Here is a 21,638-nt window from a genome sequence, read left to right as displayed (position 1 = left end):
TATTAAATGGTTTTCACAACATTGATTGACACCGTATCGGTTATTTCACCGAACGACATCACTTCAAGATCTTTAAAGCGTGACTCCAGAAAACGCTTTAGAAAACGGCGTATATCCACCGAAGAGAGCACAACTAAATCTTTACAAGACATCGCGACACTCTCCATGGCCAGAGCAAACCGATCAATCAATTCATCTGCCACAGCAGGCTCCAGATGCAGGAACACTCCCGTTGAGGTATTTCTAATACTCTGACGAATCTGGTCTTCAAACTCCGCAGATAACATAATCACGCGCAGCGAATTTCCCACAGAGAATTTATGGCAAATATAACGTGAGAGTGCACCACGTACATGCTCTACTAAGGAAATAACCTCTTTTTCACGCGGTGCCCATTGGGCAAGGGCTTCCATAATTAACCGCATATTACGCACCGAAATACGTTCACTCAAAAGGCGCTGTAATACTTCAGAAATTCGCTGAATAGTGGCATGACGCATCACTTCTTTCATCAGGTCAGGGTATTTCTCTTCCATTTTATCGAGAATATGCTTTGTTTCCTGAACACCGAAATACTCATTAACGTGACGAATCAACACTGCGGCCAAGGTGTAATACATTTCATCAATACCGCTACGCAGCTGATACCCTAATGCCGCAACAGAGTCCCGCTGTTCTTCGGCAATCCATTGCATGTTTTCAATGGTAGATACCGGTATCCCAAGTTGCAGCAGCTCTTCAGAACCGTTAACCACGCGGTATTGATTGAATTTTATTTGAAAACGCTCTGCGCTGATTTCATTGATCAACACAGATACGGTTTCAGACTCTATGTGTTCGGACGCTCTCACCGTTATTTCTGGCAGGTTTATCCCATAGTCAATGAAGAATTGACTGCGAAAGCGTTCAGTAATGTTCGCCTTTACCAGTATCTGTTCATCGCTTTTGTTAACGACCAGAATCAGGGGCACCGTTTCTGCTGAAACATTATTCAGATTGTTAATGATGCCGAGTGAACTTTCCCCTTCGGCTAACACATCCCCTTCATAACGTTGATGTGACGCTGCTGCCTCCAGATCGACCTGTGCCTTGTTGTTTTTCCAACGTTGATAACCGTAAAGCCCGGCGAGCAGCAATGCCAAAATCATAAAGACAGAAAAAGGGAATCCCGGCAGGCTGCCGATGCCCAAGGCAATAATCGCGGCTATCAACAGTACTGAAGGGTTGGTGAACAGCTGATCAACAATGGTGCGCCCCATGTTGTCGCCATCGCCATTAACACGGGTGACAATGAAACCGGCGCCAATGGCGATCAACAGCGCCGGGATTTGAGCAACCAGACCATCACCGATGGTCAACATCGTGTAGGTAGAGAGCGCGGTTGACATATCCATGCCATTAATGGATACCCCGACGCTGATGCCACCAATGAAGTTGATGAAGATGACAATGATTCCGGCAATCGCATCGCCCTTGATAAACTTCATTGCGCCATCAAAAGAGCCGTAGAGCTGGCTTTCACGCTCGACCACACTGCGCCGGGACATGGCATCTTCCGCGTCGATGGAGCCCGCACGCAAATCCGCATCAATGCTCATTTGCTTGCCTGGCATGCCATCCAGAGAGAAACGTGCCGCCACTTCGGCGACACGCTCGGCACCTTTGGTAATCACCATAAACTGCACGATGGTGACGATTGCAAAAATCACAAATCCAACGACCAGGCTTTCCCCGATAACGAATTCACCAAAGGTGGAAATAATGTCACCCGCATCCGCATCGTTTAATATCAGGCGGCTGGTACTCACGGATAACGCTAATCGAAACAGCGTCGTAATCAACAATACGGCGGGGAATGTTGAAAAGCTCAGTATTTTATCAATATAAAACGACGCTAAAAAAACCAGAATGGACAAAACAATGTTTAACCCAATCAGGAAATCGACCAAGTAGGTTGGCAGAGGAATCACCAACATAGAAATGATCACAACAATCAATATAAGAATAAAGAGTTCCGGATGGTTCCTTACCCGATTTAAAAAACCAATCATCCTATCAACCTATTTTAATCAACTTATTCATAGAAATCACGGTGCGGCTTTCCGCTGTTCAATTCGTTCGTGATATAACGCGGTATTGAGTCTTTCTTCGAAACACATCAGTAATTTTATTCTTTCTTCCTCTGAAAAAAAAACTTCATGAGGTAATTTTTTGCAATAGTAGTAGATCATTTGTAAAACTATCGCTCGATTCTTATGCTCAGCAAAACGTAAATGACGACCAACAGTTTGCGAAAGCAGCATATCCACATCATCGGTGTGTTCGATCATGCCAAAGAGCAATAGCAGCCAGGTCTCCTCTTTCTCATCCACATCGCGAATAACGGTATTGGTGAGTAGCCCCTGCACAAACAAAATATCACTCGAGCGGATACGCTTGATTTGCTTTATTCTTTCCTGAAGAAAGAAAAACTCCGAATGACTACAACTGGGATCGGCCGCGTCAATATCCGCCAACAGCGCATCTTCCATAAACGTGGTCAGGATCCCGCGTTTTTCAACGCCGTAGGTCGATATCCACGTTTGGTACTGCATCAGATCCGTATCATCATTGGCTAAAAAGCGTCGATAGCTCTCGCGCAGTAATGCAGGAGTCATCTTGAGCGTCGTGCCTAATAACCGCGCCTTTAACGCAACATTAATTCCGGCTTTTAGACGCTTGGGATCCGCTTCTTTTTCAACCTGGGACAGCAACGCTTTGAGACGTTTCCGGCGTATTTCATCCAGGTTTCGTCGGTATAGAAGCTCGCGTAAAACCATCACCAGATCGCTCTCATCAGGAAACAATGCGCGCGCCTGTTGTAAAAAACGCATAACAGCGGCCCCTTCTTTCCCATTCAGGGCTTGAATCAGCTTGCCCACCTTCGGCTGAGCATCATCATCTAATACGCGATCGAAGCTGCTTTCCTCCATCGCGCTGGATTTCTTTTCATATTCTCTGCGCTGGCGGAAACGCCCCGCAACAGCCGACATTTCATCCGCCGCGTTATGCAACTTTTGCGCTCTGGCAGCGGGAGAAAGATCTTCCATATCCTGCATTTCATCGCCGGATGAAACATTGTTCTGTTCAGCAGAACTGTTTTTTTCTGCCTGCTGCTTCTCTCTCCGAGCCATCTGAAGCTGGAGAGTAGAGCTACCGTGCCCAACGCTTATCGCCATTTTTGGCTGTCCAAATAATTGGTCATCCAGTTTTGCAACTGATCGTTACCAAGATCGTTGCGTATATCGTTAATCATCGTGTGTGCATCCGGTGATAACGGTGCATCAATCTCTCGTGGCTGAATCAGGAATACCCGAACCATGCTTGATTCTCGGTCGCGAGAGTATTGGAACATTTTGCCAAGCAGAGGAATGTCACCTAACAACGGTATTTTCCCTTCCACGGTGCTTCTTTCCTCATGGGTATATCCGCCAATCAGCAAGCTTTTCCCCTTCGGCACGCGAGCGATGGTGCTGATATTGGTTCTGCCCACTTCAGGTAACGTGGAATCGTTGGTTTTGGTTGTATCAAACTGGCTACCATCTTCCACGTTCAGCATCATTTCTATTTCCCCGTTCGCGGTAAAGCGAGGAAGCACACTGACCAAAGTACCGTAGGTAACGTTTTCTAACTGGGCTGTACGTTCACCCACCAGGCTGGCATAGAAGGTTCGGCTGTTGTCAAAAATGGCCGGAATATTTTCCTGGGTCAGCAGCATGGGGCGGGAAACAATGTTGGCTTTTTTCTTCTCACTCAACGCCAATGCCGTAACCATAAAACTGGCGCCGTCAATGGTACTGGTGCCGCCGTTCAGCGAAATACCCAGATTGCCTCCGACATTCAGATTACCGCTCCACTGAACGCCAAGGTTGTCGAATGCTTCTTTTTGTAAATCCACAATCCAAACGGAAAGTTCAATATGCCTCTTGGCGATATCCAGGGTTTTCGCCAGGTTACGGATATATTCAACCTGCTCAGGGCTTCCCCGTACTAAAAGGCTATTGGTTCCCGGCTCGGCAATAACATTCACTTCACTGGCATTATGTGAAATATTCGACGTGGCCATCGCATCTTCATGAGCATAGCTGTCGAGCAAATCCTGCGGCAGATCGGAGGTATCCAACTCGGCTTTCACCGGTTTACGCGGCACCACCTGCATGCTTCTCCCTGCTGTCGGACCGGTGCTGATAATTTTATTAATTACCGTCGAAATACCTGGAATGACGATTTTTTCATCCCGGTATTTAAATGAACGGTCCTCTACAAAGGTGTTGTGTAACTGAATGACGGCAATACTCTCCCGCCCGTCAAACGTATCACTTTTTTGATCGAGATATTTCGCCGTACTGGTGATCAGGTCGACATAGATTGGCGGACCAGATACATAAAAAGTGGCATTGCGATTATCTGAACGCAGAGGGAAACGGGGATCGTGCAAACCTGAATTCTTCAAAAAGCTTTCAACCACGCTGAATGAAGTATTACGTAAAACGATAACCGCATTACGCATTTCCGTTGCGTCATAGACATAAATAGCCTGGCCATCACTGTACCAAATCAGCCCAAGCTGCTCGGATACCGATACCAGCACATCCTGCGGACGACTCAGATCAAACTCACCGGTGACTTTCTTACGTGCCGCCAGCTTACTTAAAATGACGGGTTTTCTCATCGCCGCAGAGATGGCATCAAAAATGCCATTCACACTCTCCTGCCGGGCCATATATCCGCTTCCCTGGCGAGAGGCGTCATTATTCTCATTTACTGTTTCTGCGAATGCCTGTATTGGCATTAACACAACCAGTAATATGGCTATTGAGGCCCGTATTTTTGTCGAAAAAGCTGTACTCATATTACGTTAACTCGCTTGCAATAGTTTCTTCAAATTCCTTGGCGAAACACCCATCACTTCTTTCACCTCATTGGAGAAATGTGAAAGTGATGCATATCCATGATTCATGGCGATAGTCGTTAAATTATTATCGCCGTTAATCAATTCAAACAGTGCCTGCCCCAGACGCCAATCACGTAGTGCAGATTTTGCCGTATTGCCCAATGCGCGCCGCGATAAACGTCGAAAATGAGAAACGGAGAGCCCGTAACGTGCACAGAGCGTCTGCAAACGCTGGGTGGAATTACTTCGATAAGAATCAAAAAGAAACTCAACCAGGGCATACCATTCAGATTGTCTCAATACATTGGAAAAACACGTCAGGCCCTCATTCCCCAACAACGTCTGATGAAGTAGCCAATATTCGATCTCCTTCTGCTCAGGCTCGTTGCCAAGTGTCGTTGGCATGCTTGCCATCAGCGTTCGTGGACAGTGAATACTTTCTTTATTCATTGATTTATCGATAAACACTTGCAGTTTTGCCAGCAACGTAAAATCAAGAAATAAACACTGTAATTCACCGCGCTCCACGGTCACCAAGGCCGGTGCGATGGCAAGCAAACGTCGCTGGTCACCCGGGATCGCGCATACCGCCGTATTGGCTTTGTCGCGAAAGCGAAGGTGACATTCTTGCCCATTGTTCTGTATCAGTAATAAAGTGTACTGAGAGAACTGATATTCCTCGCCAGCATTGAGCTGACGGTATTGCCCCATATCTTCCATTGATAAACTCTTTTGCATCCAAACGTTCGATGCAGTATAAAGTCTCGCCAATGGCATTCCTGATGAGATAATAATGACTGGCCTTATCGCTTCCTGCACCGCCATCAAATTATAGGGGGAAATAGCTTTTTTTATATTTTATTTCATAAAGATAATTAAAGATAAATGGACATAGTTCGAATCAATATTGACAGAATTAAAGATAATGACAGTGGGCTCGAGGTACGTAAAAAACGCTTTTTTTATAGCAAGCCCACCGCCATAGGTGGAAAGACAGTCATAACGCCGCCGCACTAGCGTGCTTCGGGTACCACCGTGTAGATGAAAGCGGTGACAATCTCTCCGTCTTTTGTCGTGACGTCTACCGGCACTCTGGCATACTCCTCACCTTCAAATTCATCGAGTGCATCCCAATGCTCCGCCAGGCGCGCCGAGTAAAACAGATACCCCTCAACGCGGTTTCCAGTGTCATCCAGAACAATCCCAGGATACCCCATACCGGCCCCCCATCCTGCATCAAGCAGCGAACCGCACACGGAACCCTGCACCCAGGAACCACCTATCGACTCGAGTAAATGTGCATTTTCACACCCGGGCATCAGCGTGCCGTATACAAAAAGACTGTCCATACTTCTCCTGTCCTGTTAACAATTGTCTGCTCTGTCCCCGACGGCAGGAGCATCGCAGTAGGTTTACCGTAACGCAGTAATATTGTCATTATCAATATTGTCGAGGAGCGAGCCGACCTTGCCTCAATGCAGTCCACTGGGTCTCAGTGCCGGTTGGCTCGGTAATATTTCTAAATCCATTTCATCAATACCAGATACTTTCTGCTCTCCGTAACGTGTATTCTTATTCTATTGCGCCAATTGCCTGCATACATTTTGGACGTACCGATAATAATGAAAAATGATGAAGAAAAACCATTGGGCTTCAATGAGGTCGATGTAAACCATCTCTTTGAATTGCTCAATCACAACTCTGATTGGGTATGGGAAGTTGACGCACAGGGCCGTTATACCTGGGTCTCTGAAGTGGTCACCGAACTACTGGGATTTACACCGCAACAGGTTATAGGCAAAACACCGTTTGATTTTATGCCGCCGGGTGAAGCCGAACGCGTTGGGCAAACGTTCGGTGAAATTGTTGCGGCCAAAAGACCGTTCTCGGGGTTGGTCAATCGCAATCGTCGGGCTGATGGCCGTATTGTGGTGTTGGAAACCAGCGGCATTCCGCTGTTTGGTCCCGACGGTGAGCTACGCGGTTATCGCGGCGTTGACCGCAATATCTCAACGCTGGGAGAACGGGTTTTGCAGTTGGAAACCATCTATGACACCACGCCGGTTGCCCTCTGCATGATCAATCGCGCGGGTTGTCTTGTGATGTCCAACAAGGCCATGATGCGTTTGCTGAATCACGCCGACGAACCTGCATCGGAACTCCAGGTATCCACAGTGATGCCCGATTGTTGGTCCCAATTTGAAACCGATTTCACGCTGGCCGATAAAGGGTGGGACATCCCTAGCCGTGAGGTCACCTGGCTCGATCGCTGCTATTACACCCAGCCAGTACCGGTGCGGGATGCCAGCGAGAACGTGGTGGGGCTTTCCGTCACCTGGGTTGATATCACCCGCCGCAGTCAGGCAGAGCAAAAGCTCGCCGATGCCAATAAAGTGCTGCAACAATATGCGCAACACGACCACCTTACCGGGCTGTTCAACCGCCGCAAGATGGACGAATACCTAATTGAAGAAATTACCCACACCCTCCAGAAACGCATTCCGCTCTCGGTGTGTCTCGCCGATATCGACTTTTTTAAACACTATAATGATACGTTTGGCCATCAGGCAGGAGATGACTGCCTGCGCACGGTAGCAAAAACGCTGCTCTCTTCCCGATTGCGCAGCGACGATAACGTTAGCCGCTACGGTGGCGAAGAGTTTCTGGTGATTTTACCGCATACCGACAAAGCGGGAGCGTTAACCGTTGCCGAGCGCCTACGAGAAAACATTCATGCGTTGCGGTTACCGCACAGCGCCAGCGCCACGGGCTATCTCACAATCAGCATCGGCGTGGCGACGCTGAACAACGATCAGACCAGTCCGGAAGACAGGCCGCTGCATATGATTGCCAGCGGACTGATTCACCATGCGGATACCGCCCTTTACGCCGCCAAAAACCAAGGGCGAAACCGGGTGGTGGCCGCCCTGGATGACGATCAACGGGACGCCCCCGGTCACCCACTTACACAGTGATACGCATGCGATAAGAAAAGGTAATGGAGACTTCACTTGAAGCAGGGTAATGACATCTGCTAACAATGAGGGTCTTGCACGCAAATCGTAACGAGGTAACCTCCAGATGCACATGGCAAATATTCCGTTTGGTATCACCGATTGGTCACTGATTGAACCAACAACCCACAGCGGCGACGTCGGCCATGCATTATGGCGGACACAGCATTTCGGCGATATTCGTGTAAGAATGGTGGAGTACTCTGCGGGATATATTGCGGATCACTGGTGTAAAAAAGGGCACGTTCTTCTTTGCCTCGAAGGCGAGCTGATTACCGAACTGGATGACGGCAGAACCTTTACCCTAACGCCGGGTGTCAGCTATCAAGTGGCGGACCAGGCAGAAGCGCATCGCTCTACATCCCCCAAAGGGGCAAAACTGTTTATTGTTGACTGAAAACGCAGACGGTATGTTGTGTGGCGCTCAATGCAGATACGACCAAGAAGGTAACTTCGGTGCAGGAAATACACGCGCAAAGTAAAGATTAATCTACGCTTACCAAGAACAAGCCTGCGCGAGCGCGCTGGCTTTTTTATCGGTGAACATAATAGAATTGTTCATATCTACAATGTGTTTGAATAATAAACACTCCCTCAAAGGAAGAGCGAAAATTGCGATAATCCTTAATTGAGATTATTTTTTAATAACGATGGCGTAAATACGATGCCTATAGTCCATTCTTTTTGAATGGAGTCAAAGAATGTCTATTTCAGTCATACAGCATCATTTATCCACAGCATGCTATCACGATCAAACGTGCCAGAATAAGCATGAGAAATCTTTAGAATCAATTAATTCAAATCCCTCTGTAAATGTTCATGGTTTCATTTCCGAAATTAGCCATATTGAAAATTCACCGAGAATACTGAACCCGTCCTCAACGTCGTTTTTCGGACGAAGAGGCGAAATGGCAACAACCCTTCAACTCATGCTGTTATTTAATTTTTTACACCGTTCTGATTCTGCCTCTGTTGCTTATAAAGAGAATCCATTTTCCATGATAGATAATGACACATCGCTTGACAAACCTAATTATTTTATTGAAAACAGCCACATTCTCTCTGATGATCAAAAGAAGAATGCGCTGATTGCGGCCATTAAGCACTATCTGGTGTCTGATGGACAATTAACCACCGAAGAAGGTCAGGATTTTGAGCTGTCATTGAAACAGTGGGCAAAAATCGGTCCTCTCTTTATTACTCCACTGATTGATAGCACAGCGCGAATGAAGCGAGCATTGATGCCTGAGTTCGATCCTCGAACCGCAGAACATATAAAAGAACACTGCGCCTTTGAGGAAGAAATACTTAACGCTAAAGGCGAGAACGAAGGAAAACTGCTTTTATTTCAAGCCCAGAGAGCAGAGAACCCCTTTCGAATGATTTATGATGATACAGAAGGTGGCCCGTCGCCCGAAGCGCGGGGTGCAGCCGATGGATTAAATATTGTGGCGGATCTGCTGACGCTGGGGATAAAACCGTTAATTGGTAAGCTCATTGCGAATGCAAAACGCCGTGAGTACTATAAAAATCAAGGTGATGAGATTTGTGCTGAACGCTTTCTTCGACTAAATATTGCTGAGATCGCGACATCTCTCGATGTTGATAGTATCGCGTTCAAATCCCGTGGTGTTGCCCGTAAAATGAGACCGACTGAATTGCGGCATACGACGCCGGGCCAGAACAGGGCGGCTTATTATGTCCGAAATCCGAAAAATGGGATAAAGAAAGAAATTTTACTTGAGCTTCAACCGGGTAATACCGCTATCCATACCGAAGGCCAAACGATTTTTCTGAAACCGACGGATAAACCCAATGAATTTATGACATACCATCCTTATGCCGCAAAACCTGAGTTATTGCAGAGAAAGGTGATTGTCGATGAGGACACGCTCGCGTGGCGATATGCGGACACCTTCGATGCCACCCATCTTAATGTTGAAGTGAGGGAAGGGAAAAAGCAGATACCGCTGTACGGAGAATACTACGACCTGAAAAAAAATGGAGAGGGAAAGTTTGAGATCGTACTGCGAAAAGCCTCAGGCTCTCACGAGTATGTCCCGGTATACCTTGAACCATTATCCAAAACCTGGCACATGAGTACGCATAATCAGCACCCGGTGTTTACCCGCGAACAGGAAAATATCATTAACACGCTCCGCATTGAGCCAGACAGGGACTTCAACTACATTCCCTACACCAATAATAACGCACAGTATTATGGTTCGGGAAAGATTTATCGCGCAGAGAAAATTGACGACACCTCACATTATACTTGGGGACGGTATATTGAAATGAATGGAGAAATTGTGCCAGTGAGAGAAGTTGTTTCTCCCGGACGAGGCGTTCATTATGAGGTTCATAATATGAATCACCCTGATAAAGAACACTATTTAGTGTCATGGGACGGCGGTCGCTGGGTATTTGAGCGCCCAACGTCTGTTCATGTGTCAAGTTCGCTGGAAAAGCAGATTACTTCAGATATGTTTATTCATAATATCGATGTAACGAATCTTTCTTCTCCGGATAAGAATGGGTTGCGATGGGACGAAAATAATAATAGTTATTTGAATATCAACAACCATTTCATTCATGTAAAAAAGGTGGATAGTAACCGTTTTCTTCTGCTTGATGCAGTGGATATCCCGACGATGACACTTCGATTTAAGAAAAATAAGTTTTACAAAGAAAATATTAACGAGAGGTTGGATAATATATTAAAAGTTGGATTGAGCGGTAAAGAAAGAAAAACAGCACTCAATGTACTCAAGGACGTTGATGGTTACACCGAATCGTCTGCACAAAAATTACTTTCTGAGTATAACTTTACTAAAAGTGGGCTCTTCAGTGATTATTCATTTGCATTGGAGATTAAAAACACTGGGAAACCGCCTTTGTGGTCAAAAATGTTCAAGAAAAACACACCATTGGATAATGTTTCTTCATCGTCTCGGCTTGCGGGTGAGACGAAGTTAGGTTTACCCAACAATAAAACTGGTTTTAATTTAGGAGATAAAATAGGCGAGGGTGTGTTTGGAGAGGTTTTTGTTGATGCGGATGACAGTAGATATCTTATCAAATTATATAAATCACCGAGTCATCTCGTGGCAGAAAAAATATCCAAACATGAGACCGAGATGTTTCAGCGATATTATGGTGAAGAGGCTGCCATGCACTTTGTCAATGATAAAGGGAACTCCTGTGTCAGAATGTATAGAATTCCCGGCCAAACACTGCATTCTGTACCGCGAGGAACATTACCGCATGATGCCGATGTGAAATTTGTCGATATGATCGAGAGGTTGAACAGCCTCGGCATCATACATCAAGACCTCCATTCTCTAAATATTCTGTGGGACGCGGCATCAGAGTCATTTTTTCCTATAGATATTAGTAACGTAAAAGAAAAATACTTCAATGCTGATGTCAGTGGAAAGCAGAAAATGAATGCGAAAGGCATATCAGATTTCGATAGAGTTTTGAATGACATAGCTTGGAAGAAAAAAAAGCCCTCTATAGAAAATAGAGAGTAAAAAAAAATTAGTTGATGGCAAGTAAAAACGGCGCGCAAGCACTGGTTTTTGGGGGTCGGGAATGTGTTACCCCAATGCGCCTTAATACTGGGTGCAATCAGTATCGTGCCGCAGTGGAACGGCAGAGCCTAGCAGGGCGCAACCAGGGATTGTTCTGCCACTACTGCGGCACGCGGCACTCACGCCCTGTTACGATAATGCTTATAGTTGAGGCGATATTTATCCAGCCGCAGCCCTAATGCACGACGTGTGATATTAAGGTGTTCCGCCGCTCGGGAGATGTTTCCCTGAAACATTGAGAGCGCTTCAACAATCAAATCGTACTCAATCTGGGAGACCCGTGCCTCCAACCCCTCTTCCGCCACAAGGTGTTCCAGAATCGGCTGCAATGACAACGGAAGATGGTAGCTATGAATAACCCCCTCATCGGATAACAATACCGCCCGCTCCATCACATTCTCCAACTCCCGGACGTTTCCCGGCCAGTCGTAGTTAAGCAGCATATTCAGTGCAGGCGTGGCGATGGTAGGCACTTCCACGCCCTGATCTCGGGCAAAACGGGCATTGAAGTAATCCGCCAGAATCAGAATGTCATTACCGCGTTCACGCAACGGCGGAATAGTGATGGGAAACACGTTAAGACGGTAGTAAAGGTCCTCACGAAACAACCCTTTATTCACCATTTCACTCAAATCACGGTGTGTGGCAGCCAGAATACGCACATTGACATGAAGCGTGTCATTACTGCCCACGCGCTCAAAACTACGCTCCTGAATCACACGTAGCAGTTTGGCCTGCGCCGATAACGACAACTCCCCGACTTCATCTAGAAAAATGGTTCCGCCATTGGCTTCTTCAAAACGCCCAGCACGGCGCGATATCGCACCGGTGAATGCGCCTTTTTCATGCCCAAACAGTTCACTTTCCAGCACACTTTCCGGCAATGATGCACAATTGAAGGTGATAAAAGGGCCGGTTGCACACAGGCTACTATGGTGAATCGCAGCCGATACCCGCTCTTTGCCAACGCCGCTCTCACCCAGAATCAGCACCGTAGTACGCGCCGGGCTGACCTTGCGAATCAACCGGTACACCGACTGCATGGCCCGCGAATTGCCAATAATATTGGCAGGCCGCAGTGTATCTGTGGTGTGGTGGTGCAAAGATGCCGCTAACAGTACTTTCTGATGCGCTTGTTCAAGCAGATGCAATTCAACGGCCTGCGCGATAATTGCCGCAATCACTTTCAGCACTTCCAAATCCAGGTAGCGCAGTTGCTGATTGTTATAGATCCGTTCGATGCCGATGGTTCCCATCACTTTGGAACTGCGAATGATCGGCACACAAATAAATGAAAACGCCCCGTCGCGGGTCTTGTCAAAACTGCCGGTTTTATTGAGAAATAAAGGATCGTCTGCCACATGCGGCACAATGACTGGTTGACGCGTTTCAATCACTTGTCCGGTGATCCCTTCCCCCGGCATGTAGACGCCCTTCTCCACTTCTTGTGGAGAGAGTCCGTAACTTTCATGGATATAAATGCGATCGCTGCTGGTGTCGTACAGCGTGATCATCGCGCGAATCACCTGCATGTGTTTTTGCATCAATTGCAGAACCAGTTTGAGGGTTTTGGAAAGATCGCCCTCGGTGCTCACCACTTTGCTGACTTCAGACAACAGCGGCATCAGTTCTGAACGGCATTCACCCAATTTACAGCTGAAAGACAGCGGTGTCTTCAAGGGTGACTGCATGTCCGTTACACCACGTTTTCTTTGCAGGCGCATCATATCTCTCCCGACAAGTCCCCATTCTTACGTAACAGAGTGAACCACAGCAGGTCAGAAGCATTGGTATCCTATGTCGCAGGCCCTTACGCACAGTCCCGGTAAAAACCTGCAAAATCAGCGCCAATACAGGCAAAACGATATTTTTTATAATTCATTGATAATAAAGTAGAAAAAAATCACCTCAATGCCAGAAAATAGGCGAGATGTTCCATTGAGAACATTCCTGTTCGATTTGGTACGTCAACGAACGTTTTCAGACATGCAGTGGCATCACCACGACACAAAACGTTCCATCTGCACGTGGCTCACTCACAATGCTGAATTCACGCGCATCAAGCGTGGCAAACCATTTCGGTAAATGGTCGCAAATGACATCCAGACGTCGAAATTGCTTTTGTTGCAGGAAAGGCAGTAACAACCGCCGTGAGGTGTGCCCCTCGCCGCTGTTTGCCAGTGCCTCAATCAGATTGAAATGAAAATCGCCGCTCTGTTTGCCCGGCTGAAAATACATCTCAGGGTGGAGTGGCGTCACTGGCGAGGAGGCGTGGATACGCTCCGCGATACGATCGAGAAGCGGGGCCGGTTTGCCGCTGCCTCGCCACAGGGTAATCCCTCTGCCATCAAGCCAGGCCAGCAACACACCCTGAATCTCCCGCGCCACAATGTGACGACACTCGGGTAACGCCTCCAGCAGCGTCACGGTTTGCTGGCGCAAAGCCGCCAATGACATTGATGCGGTTGACGGGCAAGGAACTTCACGACAGCATTGCCAGCCAGAACCTGACTGGACAAACAGTGTCGCCACGCCGGGGTGCCCGAACGCCGTTATCATTCCTTGATGGTCGAGATATGCGGCAATGTAGAGGGGGTGCGTCATGTCGGTATCAAAAACCATGCTGCTTCCCCTTCATGGAGTCGATGTCGATGCGTATCACCAGCGTGGCTTGCAGATTGGCGTCAGGGAACGCACAGTGCCGATCGGTGAAACCCGCCATTAATCGCTGCAAGATAGGAATTTTTTCCTGGTTATCGTTGATGAATTGCGCTTTCCCCATCCCAATCACCGTGCGATGCCGCGCCTCAAAGTTACAGGCCAGCGCATCCTCTACCACGCCACCATAATGAGAAATAGCGAAACACAGGGTATTGTTACGTTTAATCAATTCAATCTTGCTGCCACTGCGCGCAGAGTGAAAGTAGAGGGCGGTGCCATCCCAGACGTAGAAAACCGGCACCAGAAAGGGCACATCATTATTAGCCAGCGCGATGTACATCACGCGCTCTTCGCGCAAAATGGCATCCATTATGGTGGGATCGGTGATCTCACGTTCATCTCGCCGCATGTCGTGATGGGGGAAATCGGCCAGAGCCGGATTAACAGGCGTATTCATCCTCTGTTCTCCCGCAAGTGACCAAGTGCCGGTAAGCGTTTTTGTTCCGCGACAATCAGCGCATCCAATGCCTCACACACGGAAAGCATCCGTGCTTTATCCTGTTCGTCCGGCATGCCATGGTAGTAATCATCAATAGAACAAATACCGAAAAGGGCATCGAGCGCGGCAATATCCTCCCTTAACGCCGAGGTAAACGTCACTTTCTCCGAGGCACTGGTCAGCAGGCTACGGTAGTTGTGATTCATCGGCATGATGTTATGCAGCGCACACAGGGCAATCAGGTAGCACTCCACCGCCAGCGATGCCACATTAAACACCAGACTGACAGACGATGATTGTGGTGCCAGCAACAGGGCGCGGCGGTGATAGCCACGCGCATGCTCATAACAGCGAATAAACCGTTGTTCATCGCTTTCAAACAGCAATTCTGACATCATTTCCTCCCGAACAGGGCACCGATTCCCGGTGCCTGATGACATGTCGCAAGAATGGAAACCGCCGACTTACCAGACGTTGAGCAACCACTCCTTGTTCTTTTTGTATTCCATGTCGGTAAACAGGCTGTTTGCCATTTGCTCCGCCAACCAGATGGCACCGGCGTACCCAACAACCGGATGGCGGTAGTGGCCCGCCCGGTCATAGGTAGGGAAGCCGACTCTGACCATGGGTATCTGGTTATCAATCGCGGTGAAACGGCCTTTGGAATGCCCGAGGATCAGGTCCAGTTGCAGATCGTTTTGGGTAATACGCTGCTCCATCTCCCACAGATCCGCATTGGTAATGATCTCCATATCATGGGATACCCCATCGCGCAGCGCGTGAATGCGGGGATCGTTGACATACCCGGCATTGTCATCGCCCAGCAGCAGCAGCACTGGCTTCATTTCCAGATCGAGACAGAACTCCGCCAACCCGATCACCAAATCGGGGTTGCCGTAAATCGCCACCCGTTTGTCGGCAAGAAACATATGCACCAGGTCTGTCAGGGCATCCAGGGCGATCCCACGCTCCCGCACCAGTGAAGGCGGAATGGGTTTCCCCGTCAGGGTTTTCAGGTTATGCAACAGCGTGTCCGTGTTGCGAATGCCAATCGGCGTCGGACCGATAATGGTCGGGATCTGGAACTTATCTTCCAGATAATTCGCCGCTTTGCCCCCTTCATAGCGGTTGAGTGCCAGCGTCGCGCTGGCATTGGCCGTGTCGGTCAAATCGGCGATGGTGGTATTGCCGTGAGAAACAGTATTGCCGGACGGCATCAAGGGCGAGTCGAAATCTTCAATCTCGAACAGCACGGTGGCATCAATCTTCATCTCTGAGAGCAGATGCTTCAACGCCGTCACATCACCGGGGTTCGCCCAACCGGTAATCAGATTGAGCTTGCCGTTAGGCTGCCCTTTTCGGGCAAAATACTTAACGATATCGCGTACCGCCAGGTCGTACCCGCTGATCATGCTGCCGACAAAACTTGGCGTATGGATAGGAATCAGATGCACTTCGCGACCGGCGAATTTCTCTTTGAGCAACCCATCGTTGAGCTTGCGTACCACGCCGTCCACATCATCACCAATCACCTCAGTGGAACAGGTGGTGATAATCGGGATGACCTTGACATGGGGATAACGCATCAGTAAAACGTCGACCGCTTGCTCTACGCGATCCAGTGCACCAAACACCGCTCCGTCTTCATGTACCGATGATGACGCTATTTCGAAGCTCTCTTTCAGATGCTGAGAAATCAGCAAACGGACAAACATCACGCATCCCTGGCCGCCATGCACAATACCGATACAATCCTTGATGCCGATACTCACATACTGTGCTCCTGCCGGTTGGCAGGTAAAAATGGGGTTGATAACCCCGGTGCGATCTTTCGCTTTCAGTTCACAGGACATGGCTAACCTCATTAATAGCGCTGGTCGGTCAGTTCGGCATTCAACGAACCGGTAATGGTTAAATAATCAAGCCGCTGATGTAACGCGTGCATCAGCGTGGCAGTAGCGTCAGCGGGCATTTCCGCCAGCCAATCAAAGCGCTTGCGCCAGGTATCGGCCAGTACCACCGCATCCACCCAGTAGCAGCGATCGGCGGGCGTTGACAGATCCACCGCTTCACCGCACAGCAATTGCCGGGTTTTACCTAACACACCGGCGTTCTGCTTTTCCCGATCCCAGTTGCGGGAATGAAACTGCCACAGACAGTGCTTCATGATGTAATCCACCAGCGCTTCAACCTGTTGTTCCTGGGTCATACCGCCTCCTGTCGCTGCGGCCTGTCTTGGGAAAAATCGGGATATTCGCGCTGACGTAATTTAGTCACGCTGTCAAAGCCGCCGGTATACTCCCGCAAGTTGGGATCCTGGCGGATGTCTTCACTCAACGCGCTATCCGAGATAATGCGTGCCGTAGCAAAACCGCGATCGGCAGGGATCGTATGTTCGCTGATATCCAGCATCGAGAGCTGATGAATTGGCGAATAAATGGCGTTGTAGATATCCCGCGCAAAGCGCACCCAGCCTTCAAACCCTTTGTAAGGACCGTTGTGATAAGCATGAGCATTGAGGTAGGGCACCCGGATTTTCTTCGCCACTTCACCGGGCCGTTTTCCGGTAAAGATCACATCCGGCTTCAGGGTATACATGGCTTCCAGTGACTCCAGTTCATTGGGATCATCAATCGCCAACGCCCCGGCTTCACAGCGGGCAATCCCTTTTTCCATATCGCCCTGATGACCAAATTTGGTGTATACCGAGACCACTTCCACGCCCATCTCTTCATGGATAACGTGCGCCCAGTGCCACAGCTTGGAACCTCCAGGCCACAGGCAGACTTTCTTCCCTTGCAAGCGCGCCTTATACCACTCCAGTTCGGGTTTCCAGCGGGCTACCTCTTCGTCGATAATGGCTTGTGCTCTGTCTTCAATGCCAAAAAACAAACCAATCTTGCGCAGCGAATCAGAGAGTGGGCCAAAACCAAAACCATCAATATCCAAACGAGGTATGCCGTAACGCACCCGTAACTCATTACAGATGTATTCCGCTGAACGGGCGCACTCCAGCACATTCAGGTGCGCTTTGTGCATCGCCCGCAGGTCATCATAGGAACCATTACCGGTAAAGGTAGAAAGCACCTGAATCCCCATGCGTTTGAAATAATCCGCCATCACCTCTTGATCGCCCTGAATGTTATATTCACCCACATAGTTGATGACATAATCACTGGTAATGGTGGGCTCAACCGTGCCCACTTTTTGGTTGATCCAGGCGATATTAATCTTGTGATGACCGCCAGACTGACTTGGCCCGGCAAACCCAGGTGAGTTGCAGACAAAAATATCGACATCGGGGCGCTCATCCATCACCTCCTGCGCGATTGCCGAAATATCATCGCCGATCAGCGCAGAAGCGCAGGTTTGATAGATAGTCATGCGTTTGATCGTGGGATGCGCATCAAAGGCTTCAATGATGTTCTTTTTCAGCACCTTCTCTGCGCCAAACACGATGTGTTTTTCTTTCATGTCGGTCGCGAAGGTATACTTCAGTTGGAAGTTATCGTTATCACTGATATAGCGCTTGGTCTGCCAGGTATCATAGGTGCACCCTACCGGGCCGTGACTGATGTGAATAACATCTTTCATCGGAGTGCCAATCACATGCTTGGCGCCACAGTAGGCACAACCGCGTTCTGAAATGGTGCCCGGAATGGTATTGAGATATCCCTGTGGCAATGCAGAAGTGATATCTTCACCCTCGCCTTTCAACACGGCATGTTGTTTACGTTCAGGAATGCATTTACTGCATTCAAACTCATGGTACGGCATAATTTCTCTCCCATAAGGGCAAGGCAGAATAACGGCGGCGAACAAGGAAATAGGGCAGTGCGCGGAATTAATCCATCATCCCGTATTTCACCACCATTTTTTCCAATTGATCCATGGACAACGGTGTCGGTATGACAAAGTCATCATTCTCGATAATTTTGCGCCCCAACTCTCGGTATTCCTGTGCCTGATTCGCTGCTGAATCAAATTCCGTAACCGTTTTCTTATTAAACTCGGCCTTCTGAACAATATTGTCACGCGGAACAAAATGAATCATTTTGGTACCAATGGCCGCGGTGAACTCCTCGATAAACTCCTTTTCACCGTCCACATTCCGGCTATTACAAATAATGCCACCCAGCCGAACACCGCTCTGTTTGGCGTACTTCACCAACCCTTTGCAAATATTATTGGCGGCATAAATGGCCATCATTTCACCGGAAGCGACGATATACACTTCTTGTGCCTTGCCATCGCGAATCGGCATGGCAAACCCACCGCACACCACATCCCCCAGAACATCAAAGAAGATAAAATCCAGATCGTCGCTATACGCCTTGTTATCTTCCATCAGATCGATAGCGGTGATAACACCGCGTCCTGCACAGCCAACGCCAGGCTCTGGACCACCTGATTCCACGCAGCGAATATCAAACACGCCGGTTTTCACCACCATCTCATTGGTAATTTTCTCGGCACCTTGATCGCGCAGCATATCCATTAATGTTTCTTGCGGTTTGCCCCCTAATATAAGGCGGGTCGAATCCGCTTTAGGATCGCAACCGTGAATAAAGACCTTTTTCCCATGGAAATAAGCCAAAGCGGCAGCCGTATTTTGTGTGGTGGTCGATTTACCGATCCCCCCTTTACCATAAATAGCCAATTTACGCGTCATTATTTCTCTCCCATAAATAAAAGCATTGAGTAAGTGTCACTGGGTATGCCAGGAAGAAATTGCAAAACCGGGGCCACTCAGAGAAATAAAGGAGAAAAAGCACTAAAAGTGGCGACCGTTCTAAGTCTATCGGCTGAATTTATTACAGTTATTTTTTTATTGGCAGAAGGGATAATGCGATAAAAATGAGAGGTTGAAAAAGATGATATTCCCGCTGGCTGTTCATTAATGAACTTTTCACCAGCGAGATGTTCGGCAATGGAAATTTTAGGTATACAGCTGATCCAGCCAGCGCGTCATCACCTGTTGTGCCGCCAGCGCCAACGACGCGGAAGCGTGCGCCGCCTGCTGGCGCAGTTCGCCCAATGAGAGCCCGGCTAATTCCAACTCACAGGCATGCCCAACCAACCACCCTTCCAGTCCGGTTTGGCTCACCTCTGGATGGAACTGAAGGCCAAGTGCATGTTTACCCACACTGAAGGCTTGATTATCGCATACAGCGCTGCCCGCCAGTCGTATCGCTGAATCAGGAATCTCAAAGCGATCGCCGTGCCAGTGCAAAACAGGAACACCCGATAGCGGAGCCAACACAGAGGCTTGCGCTACTGACGCCAATTGAATCGGCCCATAACCAATCTCTTTCACCCCCATCGGTGCCACACGCGCGCCGAGTGCGCGCGCCATCAACTGTGCCCCCAGGCAGATACCCAGCACGGGGCGCTGCTGCGCCAGCCGTTGCCGAATAATCGCCAACTCCTGGCACAAAAAGGGGTAACTCGTTTCATCATTGGCGCTGATCGGGCCACCCAACACAATCAACACATCGGCGTGCAGAGGATCGAACGTCGCCAAAGAGGTTACAAGGGTATCAATATAGTGAAATTGAAAACCACATTCATGAAGGGTATCGCCCAGTGTGCCCAGATCTTCAAAAGGCACATGTCGAAAAACAACCACAGTTTTCATCGAAAGCTCCTTTGTCGCGAATGAAAAACAGCCGTTATCTGTCATGCAAAATACTGGCCTGTTCTTCCTGTCCAGGGCACGCCGGGTCCGCTTTTTGCAGCGGTTATTGATTGATAGAACCCTTGCCTGACAGCGCAGTGCAAGGGTTCAAACGTGGTGACTACTCTTCGAAGTACCAGTATCCCTGATTAATCAGCGCCGTCAGTTCAGCGACTACCGCTGGATTCTGCAGCCCATCGCCCAGGGTTTCACGGGTGATTTCAGTGTAATGACACAACGCGTCCGCCTGAGCATCGGGCATTTCCAGTTTTTCGCTGTTGATAAACACGCTATCGCCCACGCGCAACACCCGCAAACCGTTGAGACGTGTTAACACTTCACCGTCGAGCAGAGCGTTGACCACTTCGCTTTGTTCGAAAGGCGGTTCCACCGGTGCAACATCCAACTCGTGGCGCGGCGTGGAGATAAAACGGCCAAACCAGTTATTAAAATCTTCCGGTTGGTTGATCATCTCGATCATCATGGTGCGTAAACGTTCAAGCTCGTGCGCTTCAACGCGCTCAGGATGTTCACGCAGCGTTAAATCCGGATCGCTGTAGTGCTCACTGCCAAGATCGTTTTCCAGCGCATAGTCGGCAAAACTGCTGATCAAATCCCGGCTATTCGGTCCACGGAAACCAACGGAATAATTGAGTGTGGTCTCAAAGGTAAAACCGTCATGAGGGAAGCCAGGCGGAATATACAGGATGTCGCCAATCTCCATTTCGACATCAATGATCGGCGTAAACGGCTCACAGTGCAGCAGCGCCGGATGCGGGCAATGCTGTTTCAACGGGAGTTTATCGCCCACGCGCCAGCGGCGACGGCCCATTCCCTGAATGATAAAGACGTCGTACTGATCGATATGCGGCCCAACGCCGCCACCCGGCACGGAGAAAGAGATCATCAGATCGTCCAGACGCCAGTCCGGCAGAACGCGAAACGGGCGAACAAGCTCCGCTGACGGCGCATGCCAATGGTTGACCGCCTGAGCCAGCAACGACCAATCGGTTTCCCCCAGGTCATCAAAATGCTCAAACGGCCCATTGCTGGCTTGCCACTGGCCATTTTTATGGCTCACCAGTCGGCTATCCACCTCAGGTTCCATCGCCAGACCAGCCAGTTCGTCGGGGGTGATCGGATCGACGAAATCAGGGAACGCGCGTTTTAATACAACCGGCTTTTTTTGCCAGTAATTGGCTAAAAATTCGGGCCAGTTCAGATTGAGTTGGAAAGACATAATTCGCACCAGTGAGAAGAG

18 protein-coding genes are annotated in these 21,638 nt (G+C 48.8%); 3 read left to right on the top strand and 15 right to left on the bottom strand.

Annotation, left to right across the window (positions count from 1 at the left end; genetic code table 11):
• Positions 1–2 precede the first annotated feature (2 nt).
• The 5 genes from J5069_RS21830 to J5069_RS21810 form a co-directional block, all read right to left on the bottom strand.
• Positions 3–2,051 (bottom strand): EscV/YscV/HrcV family type III secretion system export apparatus protein, encoded by a 2,049-nt coding sequence (locus J5069_RS21830; protein ID WP_264645811.1) that lies wholly within the window; start codon positions 2,049–2,051, stop codon positions 3–5.
• A 36-nt stretch (positions 2,052–2,087) separates the two neighbouring features.
• Complete coding sequence (sctW, locus tag J5069_RS21825) at positions 2,088–3,218, bottom strand: type III secretion system gatekeeper subunit SctW (RefSeq protein WP_264645810.1); 1,131 nt, start codon at positions 3,216–3,218, stop codon at positions 2,088–2,090.
• Complete coding sequence (gene sctC, locus J5069_RS21820) at positions 3,209–4,831, bottom strand: type III secretion system outer membrane ring subunit SctC (RefSeq protein WP_413542272.1); 1,623 nt, start codon at positions 4,829–4,831, stop codon at positions 3,209–3,211. The genes sctW and sctC overlap by 10 nt, the downstream gene beginning before the upstream one ends.
• A gap of 66 nt (positions 4,832–4,897) precedes the next feature.
• The gene (locus J5069_RS21815; RefSeq protein WP_264645808.1) at positions 4,898–5,653 is read right to left on the bottom strand and encodes a helix-turn-helix domain-containing protein; all 756 of its coding nucleotides are present in this window, start codon (positions 5,651–5,653) and stop codon (positions 4,898–4,900) included.
• Between the two features lie 293 nt (positions 5,654–5,946).
• Positions 5,947–6,282: a gamma-glutamylcyclotransferase gene (locus J5069_RS21810; protein ID WP_264628980.1), complete on the bottom strand. Its 336-nt coding sequence runs from the start codon at positions 6,280–6,282 to the stop codon at positions 5,947–5,949.
• A 273-nt stretch (positions 6,283–6,555) separates the two neighbouring features.
• Here J5069_RS21810 and J5069_RS21805 point away from each other — a divergent pair, with 273 nt between their 5' ends.
• From J5069_RS21805 to J5069_RS21795, 3 genes are all read left to right on the top strand, one after another.
• Positions 6,556–7,908 (top strand): diguanylate cyclase, encoded by a 1,353-nt coding sequence (locus tag J5069_RS21805; RefSeq protein WP_264645807.1) that lies wholly within the window; start codon positions 6,556–6,558, stop codon positions 7,906–7,908.
• A gap of 106 nt (positions 7,909–8,014) precedes the next feature.
• Positions 8,015–8,344: a DHCW motif cupin fold protein gene (locus tag J5069_RS21800; RefSeq protein ID WP_264645806.1), complete on the top strand. Its 330-nt coding sequence runs from the start codon at positions 8,015–8,017 to the stop codon at positions 8,342–8,344.
• A 511-nt stretch (positions 8,345–8,855) separates the two neighbouring features.
• On the top strand, positions 8,856–11,480 hold the full coding sequence (locus tag J5069_RS21795; RefSeq protein ID WP_264645805.1) for a hypothetical protein: 2,625 nt from the start codon (positions 8,856–8,858) through the stop codon (positions 11,478–11,480).
• 179 nt (positions 11,481–11,659) lie between these two features.
• Here the strand turns inward: J5069_RS21795 and J5069_RS21790 are convergent, their stop codons facing one another.
• From J5069_RS21790 to J5069_RS21745, 10 genes are all read right to left on the bottom strand, one after another.
• Entirely contained in the window at positions 11,660–13,231 is a 1,572-nt protein-coding gene (locus J5069_RS21790; protein WP_264645804.1) for a sigma-54 interaction domain-containing protein, read from the bottom strand.
• A gap of 289 nt (positions 13,232–13,520) precedes the next feature.
• Positions 13,521–14,162, bottom strand: coding sequence for a Fe-only nitrogenase accessory AnfO family protein (locus tag J5069_RS21785; protein WP_264645803.1), 642 nt, complete (start codon positions 14,160–14,162; stop codon positions 13,521–13,523).
• The gene (locus J5069_RS21780) at positions 14,152–14,658 is read right to left on the bottom strand and encodes a pyridoxamine 5'-phosphate oxidase family protein (protein ID WP_264645802.1); all 507 of its coding nucleotides are present in this window, start codon (positions 14,656–14,658) and stop codon (positions 14,152–14,154) included. The genes J5069_RS21785 and J5069_RS21780 overlap by 11 nt, the downstream gene beginning before the upstream one ends.
• Complete coding sequence (locus J5069_RS21775) at positions 14,655–15,098, bottom strand: hypothetical protein (RefSeq protein WP_264645801.1); 444 nt, start codon at positions 15,096–15,098, stop codon at positions 14,655–14,657. The genes J5069_RS21780 and J5069_RS21775 overlap by 4 nt, the downstream gene beginning before the upstream one ends.
• A 66-nt stretch (positions 15,099–15,164) precedes the next feature.
• Positions 15,165–16,553, bottom strand: coding sequence for a Fe-only nitrogenase subunit beta (gene anfK / locus J5069_RS21770; protein WP_264645800.1), 1,389 nt, complete (start codon positions 16,551–16,553; stop codon positions 15,165–15,167).
• 11 nt (positions 16,554–16,564) lie between these two features.
• A complete protein-coding gene (gene anfG / locus J5069_RS21765; protein ID WP_264645799.1) occupies positions 16,565–16,909 on the bottom strand; it encodes a Fe-only nitrogenase subunit delta in 345 nt (114 codons plus the stop codon).
• Positions 16,906–18,477 carry a nitrogenase iron-iron protein, alpha chain gene (gene anfD, locus J5069_RS21760; RefSeq protein ID WP_264645798.1) on the bottom strand — a complete coding sequence of 524 codons (1,572 nt, stop codon included), beginning with the start codon at positions 18,475–18,477 and terminating at the stop codon, positions 16,906–16,908. Before anfD ends, anfG begins: the two co-directional genes overlap by 4 nt.
• A 67-nt stretch (positions 18,478–18,544) precedes the next feature.
• Positions 18,545–19,372, bottom strand: coding sequence for a nitrogenase iron protein (nifH, locus tag J5069_RS21755; protein ID WP_264627778.1), 828 nt, complete (start codon positions 19,370–19,372; stop codon positions 18,545–18,547).
• Between the two features lie 267 nt (positions 19,373–19,639).
• Entirely contained in the window at positions 19,640–20,338 is a 699-nt protein-coding gene (locus J5069_RS21750) for a glutamine amidotransferase (RefSeq protein WP_264645797.1), read from the bottom strand.
• Positions 20,339–20,498: 160 nt separating this feature from the next.
• A complete protein-coding gene (locus tag J5069_RS21745; RefSeq protein WP_264645796.1) occupies positions 20,499–21,617 on the bottom strand; it encodes a cupin domain-containing protein in 1,119 nt (372 codons plus the stop codon).
• Positions 21,618–21,638: the final 21 nt, after the last annotated feature.

The organism is Candidatus Symbiopectobacterium sp. NZEC127 (assembly GCF_025962675.1).
Taxonomy (GTDB): Bacteria; Pseudomonadota; Gammaproteobacteria; order Enterobacterales; family Enterobacteriaceae; genus Symbiopectobacterium.
This window is presented reverse-complemented; position numbering and strand designations above follow the sequence as displayed.

Bases quoted from the DNA above. Each gene is read 5' to 3' on its own strand.
- J5069_RS21785 (WP_264645803.1), bottom strand. From the start codon at position 14,162: ATGGTTTTTGATACCGACATGACGCACCCCCTCTACATTGCCGCATAT.
- J5069_RS21830 (WP_264645811.1), bottom strand. From the start codon at position 2,051: ATGATTGGTTTTTTAAATCGGGTAAGGAACCATCCGGAACTCTTTATT.
- nifH (WP_264627778.1), bottom strand. From the start codon at position 19,372: ATGACGCGTAAATTGGCTATTTATGGTAAAGGGGGGATCGGTAAATCG.
- J5069_RS21800 (WP_264645806.1), top strand. From the start codon at position 8,015: ATGCACATGGCAAATATTCCGTTTGGTATCACCGATTGGTCACTGATT.
- anfG (WP_264645799.1), bottom strand. From the start codon at position 16,909: ATGACCCAGGAACAACAGGTTGAAGCGCTGGTGGATTACATCATGAAG.
- J5069_RS21750 (WP_264645797.1), bottom strand. From the start codon at position 20,338: ATGAAAACTGTGGTTGTTTTTCGACATGTGCCTTTTGAAGATCTGGGC.
- sctW (WP_264645810.1), bottom strand. From the start codon at position 3,218: ATGGCGATAAGCGTTGGGCACGGTAGCTCTACTCTCCAGCTTCAGATG.
- anfD (WP_264645798.1), bottom strand. From the start codon at position 18,477: ATGCCGTACCATGAGTTTGAATGCAGTAAATGCATTCCTGAACGTAAA.
- J5069_RS21780 (WP_264645802.1), bottom strand. From the start codon at position 14,658: ATGAATACGCCTGTTAATCCGGCTCTGGCCGATTTCCCCCATCACGAC.
- J5069_RS21775 (WP_264645801.1), bottom strand. From the start codon at position 15,098: ATGATGTCAGAATTGCTGTTTGAAAGCGATGAACAACGGTTTATTCGC.
- J5069_RS21795 (WP_264645805.1), top strand. From the start codon at position 8,856: ATGGCAACAACCCTTCAACTCATGCTGTTATTTAATTTTTTACACCGT.
- J5069_RS21745 (WP_264645796.1), bottom strand. From the start codon at position 21,617: ATGTCTTTCCAACTCAATCTGAACTGGCCCGAATTTTTAGCCAATTAC.
- J5069_RS21790 (WP_264645804.1), bottom strand. From the start codon at position 13,231: ATGCAGTCACCCTTGAAGACACCGCTGTCTTTCAGCTGTAAATTGGGT.
- J5069_RS21810 (WP_264628980.1), bottom strand. From the start codon at position 6,282: ATGGACAGTCTTTTTGTATACGGCACGCTGATGCCCGGGTGTGAAAAT.
- sctC (WP_413542272.1), bottom strand. From the start codon at position 4,831: ATGCCAATACAGGCATTCGCAGAAACAGTAAATGAGAATAATGACGCC.
- anfK (WP_264645800.1), bottom strand. From the start codon at position 16,553: ATGTCCTGTGAACTGAAAGCGAAAGATCGCACCGGGGTTATCAACCCC.
- J5069_RS21815 (WP_264645808.1), bottom strand. From the start codon at position 5,653: ATGGAAGATATGGGGCAATACCGTCAGCTCAATGCTGGCGAGGAATAT.
- J5069_RS21805 (WP_264645807.1), top strand. From the start codon at position 6,556: ATGAAAAATGATGAAGAAAAACCATTGGGCTTCAATGAGGTCGATGTA.